10 protein-coding genes are annotated in these 12,054 nt (G+C 46.6%); 2 read left to right on the top strand and 8 right to left on the bottom strand.

Annotated elements, in window-relative coordinates; genetic code table 11:
* The 6 genes from C3V43_RS11585 to C3V43_RS11560 all read right to left on the bottom strand — a co-directional run bounded on the left by C3V43_RS11585 (position 1) and on the right by C3V43_RS11560 (position 7,030).
* Complete coding sequence (locus tag C3V43_RS11585) at positions 1-1,020, bottom strand: branched-chain amino acid aminotransferase (RefSeq protein WP_106069946.1); 1,020 nt, start codon at positions 1,018-1,020, stop codon at positions 1-3.
* A gap of 52 nt (positions 1,021-1,072) precedes the next feature.
* Positions 1,073-1,285, bottom strand: coding sequence for an exodeoxyribonuclease VII small subunit (gene xseB, locus C3V43_RS11580; RefSeq protein ID WP_106069945.1), 213 nt, complete (start codon positions 1,283-1,285; stop codon positions 1,073-1,075).
* A 20-nt stretch (positions 1,286-1,305) separates the two neighbouring features.
* Entirely contained in the window at positions 1,306-2,613 is a 1,308-nt protein-coding gene (gene xseA / locus C3V43_RS11575; protein ID WP_106069944.1) for an exodeoxyribonuclease VII large subunit, read from the bottom strand.
* A gap of 57 nt (positions 2,614-2,670) precedes the next feature.
* On the bottom strand, positions 2,671-4,056 hold the full coding sequence (locus C3V43_RS11570) for a S8 family peptidase (RefSeq protein ID WP_106069943.1): 1,386 nt from the start codon (positions 4,054-4,056) through the stop codon (positions 2,671-2,673).
* A gap of 5 nt (positions 4,057-4,061) precedes the next feature.
* Positions 4,062-5,150 (bottom strand): tRNA 2-thiouridine(34) synthase MnmA, encoded by a 1,089-nt coding sequence (gene mnmA, locus C3V43_RS11565; RefSeq protein WP_106069942.1) that lies wholly within the window; start codon positions 5,148-5,150, stop codon positions 4,062-4,064.
* Positions 5,151-5,830: 680 nt separating this feature from the next.
* The gene (locus tag C3V43_RS11560; protein WP_106069941.1) at positions 5,831-7,030 is read right to left on the bottom strand and encodes a PDZ domain-containing protein; all 1,200 of its coding nucleotides are present in this window, start codon (positions 7,028-7,030) and stop codon (positions 5,831-5,833) included.
* 305 nt (positions 7,031-7,335) lie between these two features.
* Here C3V43_RS11560 and C3V43_RS11555 point away from each other — a divergent pair, with 305 nt between their 5' ends.
* Entirely contained in the window at positions 7,336-8,391 is a 1,056-nt protein-coding gene (locus C3V43_RS11555; RefSeq protein WP_106070580.1) for a porin, read from the top strand.
* 129 nt (positions 8,392-8,520) lie between these two features.
* A complete protein-coding gene (locus C3V43_RS11550) occupies positions 8,521-9,372 on the top strand; it encodes an exodeoxyribonuclease X C-terminal domain-containing protein (RefSeq protein ID WP_106069940.1) in 852 nt (283 codons plus the stop codon).
* Between the two features lie 38 nt (positions 9,373-9,410).
* On the opposite strand, the gene C3V43_RS11545 is transcribed toward C3V43_RS11550, so the two are convergent.
* Together C3V43_RS11545 and C3V43_RS11540 are read right to left on the bottom strand one after the other, a co-directional pair.
* A complete protein-coding gene (locus tag C3V43_RS11545) occupies positions 9,411-11,564 on the bottom strand; it encodes a TonB-dependent receptor (protein ID WP_164996247.1) in 2,154 nt (717 codons plus the stop codon).
* Between the two features lie 8 nt (positions 11,565-11,572).
* The gene (locus C3V43_RS11540) at positions 11,573-12,052 is read right to left on the bottom strand and encodes a calycin-like domain-containing protein (RefSeq protein WP_106069938.1); all 480 of its coding nucleotides are present in this window, start codon (positions 12,050-12,052) and stop codon (positions 11,573-11,575) included.
* Positions 12,053-12,054 lie beyond the last annotated feature (2 nt).

Below are 12,054 nucleotides of genomic sequence, written 5' to 3'. Positions count from 1 at the left end.
TTATTCCACAATAGTCACCCAGCCGTGTGTATCGGGCTCGTCGCCATACTGAATGGCACGCAGTTTATTATACAATTTCGTACACACAGGTCCCGGCTTTCCGTCTTTGGAAATGACGTACGACTTGCCGTTTTCCACATCGTCAATACGCTCGATAGGACTGATGACGGCAGCTGTGCCGCAAGCACCCGCCTCCTCAAACGTCAGCAGCTCTTCTTCCGGAATGGGGCGGCGTTCTACCTTCATGCCCAAATCTTCGGCCAATTGCATCAAGCTCTTGTTTGTGATGGACGGAAGGATGGAGGTTGATTTCGGAGTGATGTATGTATTGTTTTTGATGCCGAAGAAATTGGCAGCACCGCACTCGTCGATGTACTTCTTTTCTTTGGCATCCAAATAAAACTCACAGGCATAGCCCAAATCGTGCGCTTTTTTGTTGGCACGCAGACTGGCCGCATAGTTGCCTCCCACTTTATATGTACCGGTTCCAAGAGGTGCGGCACGGTCGAACTCACGGATAATGACATACGGATTGGTTGAGAATCCACCTTTAAAGTAAGGGCCTACCGGCGTTACGAATATCACAAACAGATATTCATTGGCAGGGCGCACGCCCACCTGTGCACCGGTGCCAATCAGCAACGGACGGATATATAAAGAAGCACCCGATTCATAAGGCGGAATAAAACGCTCGTTCAGTCTTACCACCTTCAAGACAGCTTCCTTGAAACGCTCCGTAGGAAGCTCCGGCATAAGAATCCCCCGACAAGTAGACTGCAACCGGGCCGCATTCTCTTCCAGACGGAAGATACGCACTTTGCCGTCTTTACCCCTGAAAGCCTTCAAGCCTTCGAAAGCTTCCTGACCGTAATGCAGGCAAGTAGCTGCCATGTGCATGGGAATGGTTTCTTCACTGCAAGTTTCCAGTTCGCCCCACTGTTCGTTACGATAATAAATTCTCACATTGTAATCTGTCTTCATATATCCGAACGGCAGATTAGCCCAATCCAGTTCTTTCATATCTCAAAGTATTAGTTACGTCAATACGTATATTTTGCAACAAATGTAGTTTTTATTCTTCAGAATCCCGCTTCTCCGACAGTAATTTTTCAATTTCCCGGTCGGCTTTCGTCAGTTTATCACTGCAAAATGCGATAATCTCATTGGCCTCTTTTATCTTTTCGGCCAGTTCGTCAATTTCCAGCTCGTTATTGTCTATACGGCTGACAATGTCTTCCAAGCGTGCCAAGGCTTGGGCATAGGTCTCTTTTTTCTTTGTAGCCATCGTATTATTGTTTTTTATATTCACACAGTATTTCTTATTTTCTTGGACGCCTTTATAACAGACAGCAATTCGCCCTGATAGATGCGGGTCACAACTTCATCTCCTTCTTGCACTTGCTTGAAGTCTTTCACCACCTTTCCATCTTTTAGCGTAATGCTGTAACCACGCGCCAACAAACGTTCCGGCGAAGCATCCTTTAAACGTTGTTGCAACAGCTCCAGACGATGACGTTCGCCCGACAAACGTCCTCGAAGCGACGACATGAGGTCTTTGCGCAAAGTAAGCAGAGAGAGACGTCCGAACGAGAGGGTACGGTAAACGGCAGTAGGAATCCGATTTTTGCAAGCGATTATTTTACGCCGTTCCTGCCCCAGCAGGCTTCTAACTCCTTCCTGCAAGCGAACGGCGAGCATCTCCAATTCATCGGCGGCATCGTTCATACAGTCTATCAAAAATTCGGCGGCGGCAGTGGGAGTCTTCACACGGGTGTGGGCCACGGAATCGATTACCGTATCATCCCGTTCATGCCCTATGCCGGTAATGATGGGCAGAGGAAACTGCGCACAAGCTGCGGCAAGCAGGTAGGTATCAAAACCGGAAAGGTCGGACGTTGCACCTCCGCCACGGATAATGACAACCACATCGAACTCTGCCAAACGCGCATTTATTTTATCAAGAGCCGACAATACGGAATCTTCCACACGGTCGCCCTGCATCAGGGCTGGAAACAGTTCGGTATAAAAGAAAAAGTTTCGAGGATTATGCTCCAGTTGATGGCAGAAGTCGCCGTAACCTGCTGCCGTAGGCGAAGATATGACGGCAATGCGCTGCGGAAGTCGCGGCATCTCCAATTCCTTATTCAGGGTCAGCACGCCTTCTTCTTCCAGTTGATTCAAGATTTCTCTACGGCGACGCTCCATATCTCCCAATGTATAGGCAGGATCGATGTCCTGCACGGTAAGAGTATATCCATACAATTCATGAAAACTGACCGTAACCAGTACCAGTACCTTGATGCCGGAAACGAACTCCTGCCCCGTAGTCTCCTCGAAATAGGGCTTCAGCAAACGAAAGACATTCGACCAGATTGTTCCCCTCGCTTTGGCTATCAGACTATTGCCACGAGGGTCTTTTTGTATAAACTCCAGATAGCAATGCCCCGTACTGTTGGTGCGTACATCGCTCAACTCTGCCTGCACCCAATATTCATCGGGCAGGCATTGTTCTATGCTGCTACGTACCAGCGCATTCAGGTCGAAGAGAGAGAGGAAGCCTCTCCCTCCTGTCCCCTTCTCCGTTGGGAGGGGAGGATAGTTACTCAGGTTCATCTTTTCGGTTTTAATAAAGGCATACTCACTCTTTATACTAAAAATCAGGAAGAAAGTCTATTTTCCACCCTTTCTACGAGATAGGGGCTCAGGAAGAGAAGCTGCCTCCCACATATCCGGCACTCCATATCCATAAATATTATCAGGAAAATCGGCACGATCGCCAACGCTGCGCACCAATTCAATCACCTCTTTTGCCGTCAGTTCCGGACGAGCCTGCCATAAACAGGCAACCATGCCACACATAATCGGTGAGGAGAACGAAGTTCCGTTGGCCTTTCCCTGATTGCCGTCCGTACGTATCACCTCAGCCCCAAGCCCAAGCGCCACGACATCCGGCTTCACACGGTTGTCGGCCGTATTGCCGACAGAAGAGAACGGGGCTAAAACAGCCCCTCTGTCTACCGCACCTACCGTCAACACATTCTCGGCATCGCCGGGAGGAGTAATCTTTTTCCAAGAGCCCATACCGGAATTTCCGGCACTGCACACCAATATCATTCCTTTATCGGCAATGCGTGATGCCTGGCGGGACATCAGAGTAGAACATCCATCCAAATCACGATACGTATAATCCTTGGATTTATCGTCAAAAGAATAGTAACCCAGCGAAGTATTAACCATATCCACACCCACGCTGTCGGCAAACTCGATAGCGGCTGCCCAATAATCCTGTTCCACCAGATGTTCGGAATATTCGTCTTCGCTGCGCAACAGCCAGAAAGAGGCTTCCGGAGCTGTGCCGGTCATTATATCAGGGCGGTTCATGCCGATGCACGAAAGCACCATCAGACCGTGGCCGCTCTCCGCAAAGATATCAGCCTCAGGATTTACAAAATCTTTCGTACCCAAGATACGGATATTCTGCATGGCGGCAATCTTGTCGGCATTATGAAAACCAGCGTCAATGACGGCAATCGTCATCCCTTGCCCTTTGAAGCCCGCTTCGTGCAGTTTATCACCATTGCTCAACCGTATCTGCTGAATGGCGAGTCCATAAATACTGTCAGGGTGTAGCGTCGGACAGTTTAACAAAGAATCGCGCTTCGTGCCCATAAACGGGCCATCTCCTTCGGGCGCCGTCCATACCTTCTCTGTCCGGCTGACAAAAGGCAATGCGGCGACACGTTCCATCAACGCCGAATCGTTGCAGGACACAGTGACAAAGTTATCCCACTTACCGGTCACAACGATATTCACCCCCTGACGACGAATCTCATCTATATACTTGCGACACACGGGCAAGTCCGTAGAATCTATCGGCAAGTTCTGCTTCCGGCGACGCGCAATCGCCTTTTCAGAAAGAAAAGCCTCCGGACGTTTCAATGAATACGCCGTGGCGGCCTTGTTTTTCAGACTGACGCGATATTTCAACGTATCTTGTTGAGCCGATGCTCCCGCAACGACCAGAATGAAGGTCAAAAGAAAAAAAAGTTTCCTCATATATTTTATGTTTCATTATTATGTTTAGCAATATACATCCCGATACCCCGTTGGGAGGCAATAAACGAACCGCCGACTACCCGATTGCCGATATAAAATACGGCGGACTGCCCCGGAGCGATGGCAGAGGCTTCCGATAAGAAATGAACCAGCAAACGCCCGTCTTCCAGACGCTTCACCGTGCAAGGAATAGGTTTGCTGCGGTAGCGGATGCGCACGGTGAGTTCCTTAGTGCCAAAGAATTCGTTTTCATCCGTCAGGTTATCCTGCTCGGTAAGCATGTATTCTGTCTTTAATTGTTCGGCATCTCCCAGCATGACCGTATTTTTCTGCGGATTTATCTTCAGGACATAAGCCGGCTTGCCCAAGGCTATTTCCAACCCTTTACGCTGCCCGATGGTGTAATATGGGAAGCCTTTATGCTCTCCCAGCTTCACTCCTTCCGAGTCGACGAACCACCCCGGCCCTACCTCACGGTCTATCTCCGGAGAATGTTCGCGCAGGAAATCCCGATAGTCTCCCTTGACGAAACATACTTCCATGCTTTCACCCTCTTCTGCCTTGAGCGTATATCCCCTGTCGCGAAGATATTCGCGCACCTGCACTTTGGTATAAGTGCCCAACGGAAAGATGCATCGCTTCAAGACATCCTGCCCCAACCGCCAAAGGAAATAAGACTGGTCTTTCTTATCGTCGTCTCCTACAAGTATATAGACCTTCCCGTTACGTTCTTCCAAACGGGTATAATGCCCGGTGGAGACGTATGCGCATCCCAGCCTGTCCGCCCACTCCGTCAGGATGCGGAATTTAAACAACGGGTTGCACATTACGCAAGGATTGGGAGTACGCCCCCTACGATATTCGTCGATAAAATTCTGCACGATTACGCCGCGAAAAGCCTCACGTTCGTCTGCCACATGGTGTTCGATACCCATGCTGCGGGCAAGCCTGCGGGCTTCGACCGGTTCGTCTCCCCATACCCACATGGTAAGGCCCACAATCTCGCAGCCTTGCTCTTTCAACATCAGGCAGGTGGCAGTACTATCTATGCCCCCACTCATGCCAACCAATACTCTTTTGCCGGATTTGCCCATCACTTCGAATATAGCCAAATTATCGTAATCATTATTTCTCTGCCTTATTCTGCTTTTATTAAAAAGATACTTGTATTAGCCTTCCATTGCCACTGTTTACGCCGAATACACTTCAGAGCATGGCAACAGAACCGGTGTCCAAGTTCGGCATTGAACATTTTCTATCTGCAAAAGTACGTGATTTTAAGCAGAAAAACAGAAAAGATAAACCTTTTTAGCATGCCTTTGCCATAGAAATCACAATGCACCCGACGACTTTGTTTGAATCAGAGGAATCAAACGACAAAGTAAGCACAGGAAGCTACATGGTTCCGATAGGATGTTTGAAACAATAAATAACCGAGAGAGCACGATTTATAATTAACATTTACCGCACCACATCCATTTTTCGCAGAAAATCCGGAGGCTGGCCGCCCCCCTGCCAGAACACCTTCCGGCGAGGGGGTATCTAAGTATACGACTTAGATACCCTCGATATAAGACAGAACTCGGCACTCCATCTGAGGCACGAATTGCAAAGCAAACGAGAGTTCTCGCTGAACATTGCGATGAAACAAATACGTTATCTACACTTTTTCACCGGAGATATTTTCAACCGGATTAAAATTTAGACCCATAACCTGCAGATTTCTCAGCGAAGTTATGGACTGTATGGAATATCAGGAAGAATGCAGTTTCCATTAAATAATCTGTTTGTCAATAAACAAGGTATAGGAAATTATCTTACCGTTGGCTTTCTTAATGGTATATATAGTTTCTCCTTTAAGCCCCAAACCTTTTCGTTGCTCTTCCCATGTTATTTTTTTAACAAGACGATTATTTATGGCTATAATTATATCACCTATCTCAATACCGGCCCGTTCTGCTATACCTCCTTTATATAAGCCATTGACAATCCAGCCATCGCAAATATCTGTGCGGTCGACAGTTGCCATATGCGTTACAGAGGATTGGGCATAAGTTCCCTTATTTTTATTACGTTTTACCCATACAGAAGAGTTTGCCGGGTCTAAAACGATATCGTAGAGAGACCATATTTCATTACCTATTATACCTATATAGGGTCTGCCAAATGATAATGCGCCCTTTTCATTGAGAGAATAATCTATCACAAGATTTTCAAGCGTATCGACCATGCAGAATTTTGCAGCCCTCACCGTAACATCATCAGAAGCACCGCCAACACCTCCGGCCTGTGTGCAGAAATATGCTTTTGGTGTATCCGTAAGATTTAGCGAAGATGCAGTTTTATTAGTAAGAATAATAGTGGAGCCACACCCTAAATCCATTCTAAACCAACCCTCCAACATATTTTTATCGTCGATTTGTAGCTTCGCCTTTACATCAATGCGATTATCCTCAAATCGAGCGTTAAGTTTTATATAATTATCAAGCAAACCAACTGAAAAAGGTTCTTTTAACTGACGTATGCAGCACTCGCTGAAATTAATCTCCAAAGGAGTCTTTAATAGGTGAGTATTGCCTAATAAGCCGTCAGTATGCCTCCCAAGAATATCACGCAACTTAATTATAGGTGTAATCTGGTTTTCGTATTCCTGCTCTCCACAATGGATTTTAACCGGGTCAATGAATATGTCTATGAGTTTAGGCTCGCTATTTCCTGCACCTCCCATTTTTGCCTTTCCTTTTCTTCCGAAAGCGTTTTGAAGATTTTTAAGTTTTAAATAATCTTCGTCAAGATACAGAAAGTCAGCTCCTGTATCGTAAATAATGGTAACAGGAACTGTATCATTCAAGGTAGATTGAAGATACAGATGTCCGTCAAAGATAAACGGAATAACTCCATCGGGAACAGCCGCAACACTTCTCAAAGAGAATAGAGCCGAAAAAAGACAAATAAAGTAAAGTGTTTTCTTCATAAACGAATGTATTTTGATTATACCCCCCCCAAAAAAAATAGATGGTTTCCAGACTAATGCCTACTCTGTTACGACATAGTAAAGATACGGAAAATCTTTTTTCCTGCAAACGAGAAAGGCCGCATTTTTCATAAACCATCTTCTTATCATCTTCTTATCATCTTCTTGTCATGTTCTTGTCATGTTCTTGTTGCTCTTCTCGCTATAAACAAGAAAGAAACAAGAATGAAACATCATCGACATAGAAAGATAATACATTATTCAGTAGCTTTGCGACCTATAAACCAATCAACAATAACCGAATGATGAAAAAAAGCGCATTGGCTATACTCATGGCCTTCCTGTCATTGACCGCAAAAGCCCAAAATTCTTCAATCAACGAAGATGGGAAAAAAATAGAAAAAGAAAAGCCGGAGACCAAAGATCATCTGCCCGAAGTGCATGGAACCATCCGTTCCAAATTCGAATATCAGACAACAATGGGGGCAGGACGTTTCGAGGTGCGCAATGCCCGCATCAGCATAACAGGCAACATTTTTCCCATTGTTGCCTACAAAGCGGAAATAGATCTTTCGGACGAAGGGAAAATAAAAATGTTGGATGCCTATGCCCGGCTTTTTCCTACCAAAGGACTGATGCTTACCGCCGGACAAATGCGTGTGCCTTTCACCATCGATGCACACCGTTCGCCGCATCAACAATATTTTCCAAACCGTTCATTCATTGCCAAGCAAGTGGGAAATGTGCGCGATGTGGGTTTCACCATAGGCTATACCTTCCCTACTGATATACCGATCACCGTAGAAGGGGGGCTTTTCAATGGTTCGGGACTGACCAACCAGAAAGAGTGGCACAAGGAAGTAAACTTCTCGGCAAAAGCTCAATTCCTCTTTGCGAAAACACTGAACCTGACCCTCAGTGTCCAAAGCATACAACCCCAAGAAATACGTATGCGGTCCTATGACATAGGTGCCTATTATGAATCAGGACGTTTTCATATCGAAGGAGAATATTTGTACAAACAATACGCCGACAATGCTTTCGGAAACGTGCATGCCGCAAATACTTTCATAAACTATGATTTACCGCTACGAAAAGTATTCAACAAGATGTCTTTTCTGCTACGTTATGACATGATGACCGACCAAAGCGATTCCAAAACAACGGATAAAGAGACCGGCGTTCTTGTCGTGACCGACCACAAACGACAACGATTGACGGGCGGCATCACTTTCAGCCTCTGCAAAGCATTCCGCACAGACTTGCGGCTGAACTATGAGAAATACTTCTATGCAAGTAATAGTATCGCCAAAGAATCAGAACAAGATAAGATTGTATTGGAATTGATGACCCGGTTTTAAAAAAGGGCAGTCGTTTTCAAGAACATCCCTAACTATACCGGCATCGGATAATACCTGACAAACATTTCTTGCGGAAAGTTTGAATTTTAATCTCAAAAAACATATATTTGAGAAAACAGAATTCGAGAGATGGCTAATCCGCAAATTCCGGGTATTTCCCAAGTAGAACAAGACCTGTTGTACAGTAAGCTGAACACGTACAATCAAGGAAAGGCTTCCTACAAGGAAGCAGGCACTTATCTTGTCGTGCTGCCTCGTCCCGAATATCCCCGGTACTCTTTATGGATATACTCTCCTCTGCCCGAACGGCAATCTATTTTCTTCATTTGCGACCTTTCTGCCGACATACACGAATCCTTGCGGATGGCAAGCACACTGTGTTTCTACTCCATCCGCCGCCTGATAATAGTGGAATATAATGCCAAAAGGATGCAGAGCAAAGGAGATGATATCATTTCTTTCGGCAAATACCACGGACACTTTTTGCACGAGATACTTCGCATAGATCCCGCCTATCTTTCATGGATAGCCTTCAAATTCCAACCGCGGATACCGAAACAAGAACGTTTCGTACAGATAGCCAAGATTTACCATTCAGTCAGTCTGGACATCCAACGAAGAAGAGCGAAACAGGCAACAAGCAACGGGCGTTTTCTGGGGAAAGAAGGAGAGAAACTGGAAAATCTGACCTTGACCGTGCTCAGCGTCACAGTAGAAGATAACCCCTACAAAACTCAAGTCAGAGGAACCACAGCCTATTTCTACGTACGCCAAGTGTTGAAACTGAAAGATGCCTCCGGAAATCTGGTTACTTTCAGAATCAATGCACGCACGGCAAGCCGAAGTTCGTGCCAACTGCCTGCCGCAGAACATGCCTACCGACCGGGAGAAACGATAGAAATCGCATCTGCCCGCGTGGCACGTACCTACATGGCAGGAAGTAGAAAATATACACGGCTCACACACATAAAGATGGCATAAGTTGCCGGAAAAAACATGCCCGCATGGGGTTTACCGTATCACAATCCCGATACAATCCTATCGACATCAAGAGAAATGCCTACCGACCATGTCCGTCCTGCAGTCGGTGCAGAATTCCAATAGTACACTTCGGGTTTATAGGCAAAAAGGTTGTCTATAACACAATTCACGCTAATCCCTTGCCAAATACGCTGTTGCAGAGAAAACTTCCATAACTGGTAGGCATTGTCGAATTCTTTCAACTTCGTGTCGGGTTTAGATAAGTAACGTCCTGAAAGAGCAATGTTCAGTCCGTATATACTACACAATTGACGATCGAAGTCTATTCGCCAAGTGGCAGAGTGAGGACGCGGCTGTGAAAATTGCGAATCAATGGAACTGCCGCTTGTATGAAGATAGTTGTAATTCAGCTTTATTCCAACCCCCGATTCTGTTCGATACTGGGTTCCGAAGTCAATGCCCGACACCGTGACGCCATCCTCATTGCAATATATCGCCCCTTTCTCACGAACGGCATCACCGGGAAAATCCGTTGTAGTGATGCGCCTGTCATACTTATTGTAATACCCTGTAAGCGTCAGGCTGTATTGTCCGGCAAGCACTCCGTTACGAATGTGTCCGTTGTGCTCCAATGCCAGATTGAAGTTGTTGCTTCTTTCCGGCTTCAGGTCAGGATTACCGTAAACCATCTGAATACCTGCCATGTCAAAGTGCATATACATTTCCTTCAACGTAGGAGCACGAAATCCACCGGCATAGTTGGCACGTATGGAGAAACAGTCCCACTTAAACATGGTGGCAATACGTGCTGTTACGGCATTGGCCTTTGAAGCGGAGAAATAGTCGTGCCTAAGACTTGCCACAAAATTGAGCCACTGTGCGGGATTATAATCGAACTGAGCGAAAGCATCCACGATGTACTGCCTGTGAGCTTCATTATCATGAAACTGATAAGTTGTCAAATAATCGTTCAGGTAGTCTCCACCGACAGTCAGCATGTTTTGTCCGAACTGATGAGTATAGAGCGCACGAACAACGTGCTGGCGATTACTGTAATCGTGGTCGTGAGTGCGCTTGCCTCCTATGAAACGAAACTTGTCGTATCGGTCGTAACCATACGAGATTTCGAGATTCTGCTCCTTACTGAAATCACAGACTGCTTTCAAGCCTCCGTTGTAATCCTTATAATGATCGTCATAGTTGGCACGATTGCTCTCGCGAACAAAATATCCGCCTCTTGCAATCAGCTTCAATCCGTCGGTAGCTTTGAAAACAAGCCGTTCCTTTACATTGAAAGTTTTTCCACCGTAGACTTGTTGTATCTTCGAATTCGTATCGAAAGCATCGGTCAGACGAATAGACTCCATGACAGTACGTTGCAGGTTTGTTTGCGAATTCCATTTGCCAGAGTTAAAACTGAAAGTACCTCCATGTCTCCACTCCTTCCCGGCATCTCGATAGCGGGAGTTGATATTGGCAGTCCACGGCTCACTGCTTTCGCGAGTGATGATATTCACCACACCGGCCACGGCATTGGCCCCATAAAGAGCCGACGCAGCACCTTTCACAACCTCTATCCTTCCCACATTATCAAGGTTCAAACGGCTGTAATCCACGTTATTCATTGTCTCTCCGGCAAGGCGTTCGCCGTCCACCAGAAAAAGCACGGAATTACCGCCGAAACCATTCATCGTGAGCGATGTTTCCTGACTCATGGCATAACCGAACTCCAAACCGGGCAACTCCTCCGTAAGCAAATCCTGCACGTTGGTGGCATCGGCTTTGCGGATATCGGCCGATGTAATCAGCCGTGTAACCACCGGAACTTCCTTCAGTGTCTTGGGCGTTCGGGTAGCAGTAACCACTACTTGTTGCAAGGCTGCCACATCAGGCGTCAGGCGCAACACCTGCTCGCCGGCCTTGGCACCGACATGCAGCACGAAGGTTTCCGTCTGGAAACCGACGTAGGATACCTGCACCCTCAACACGCCCTCGGAATTTACCGCCAAGCGGAAACGCCCATCCTTATCGGTCACCGCAGAATGTTCCCGATTCGATATTCTGACATGGGCACCTGCCAGCGGACTGCCGGTATCATCGAGCACACGTCCTCTCACATCAAAGGAATCTGCCCAAAGAGACGCATGCAGTCCGCAAAGCAAAAGAAAGAATACAAAGATTTTCTCTTTCATTGTCGGTGTCATTTCTGTTTCGTCCCGGTAAACGTGCAAATCAAGGCCATCGGCATGGCACCATAATTCAGGCTGAATTCCACTGTAAGTTTTCCCTGAGCAAACGCACCTCTCAACGTACCCGAATATTTTTTCCCGGCATCGGTGGTTCCGCTGAACTCCGTAGGGGACAAAGCGTAAGTGCCATCAGTCCCTGTCACCTTTACACCTTTGACAGTAAATGCAGGCACTGCCATCGGCGGATTACCAAACGCGCCGATATTGATGTCCAACGTGGCGTCGTTAGGAGCCGCTAAAGAGAAAGCTATATTCTCAAATGTACTCTCACTTTTACCTACAACACACTTTACATTTCCCTTGTAACTGCCGGCAATGCTCTTGGCCGCCGGAATCACGGGTTCGTCTTTATCATTGCTGCAAGAGGTTGACACCAAACACAGATTCACTACTGCCATGACCATGGCAATCATTGTTCTAAACTTTTTCATTC

This window comes from Prevotella heparinolytica, assembly GCF_002998535.1.
GTDB classification, from domain to species: domain Bacteria; phylum Bacteroidota; class Bacteroidia; order Bacteroidales; family Bacteroidaceae; genus Bacteroides; species Bacteroides heparinolyticus.
This window is presented reverse-complemented; position numbering and strand designations above follow the sequence as displayed.

Excerpts from the sequence above, each read along its gene's own strand:
- C3V43_RS11570 (WP_106069943.1), bottom strand. The coding sequence starts at position 4,056 with ATGAGGAAACTTTTTTTTCTTTTGACCTTCATTCTGGTCGTTGCGGGA.
- mnmA (WP_106069942.1), bottom strand. The coding sequence starts at position 5,150 with ATGGGCAAATCCGGCAAAAGAGTATTGGTTGGCATGAGTGGGGGCATA.
- C3V43_RS11545 (WP_164996247.1), bottom strand. The coding sequence starts at position 11,564 with ATGAAAGAGAAAATCTTTGTATTCTTTCTTTTGCTTTGCGGACTGCAT.
- xseA (WP_106069944.1), bottom strand. The coding sequence starts at position 2,613 with ATGAACCTGAGTAACTATCCTCCCCTCCCAACGGAGAAGGGGACAGGA.
- C3V43_RS11560 (WP_106069941.1), bottom strand. The coding sequence starts at position 7,030 with ATGAAGAAAACACTTTACTTTATTTGTCTTTTTTCGGCTCTATTCTCT.
- C3V43_RS11555 (WP_106070580.1), top strand. The coding sequence starts at position 7,336 with ATGAAAAAAAGCGCATTGGCTATACTCATGGCCTTCCTGTCATTGACC.
- C3V43_RS11550 (WP_106069940.1), top strand. The coding sequence starts at position 8,521 with ATGGCTAATCCGCAAATTCCGGGTATTTCCCAAGTAGAACAAGACCTG.
- C3V43_RS11585 (WP_106069946.1), bottom strand. The coding sequence starts at position 1,020 with ATGAAAGAACTGGATTGGGCTAATCTGCCGTTCGGATATATGAAGACA.
- C3V43_RS11540 (WP_106069938.1), bottom strand. The coding sequence starts at position 12,052 with ATGAAAAAGTTTAGAACAATGATTGCCATGGTCATGGCAGTAGTGAAT.
- xseB (WP_106069945.1), bottom strand. The coding sequence starts at position 1,285 with ATGGCTACAAAGAAAAAAGAGACCTATGCCCAAGCCTTGGCACGCTTG.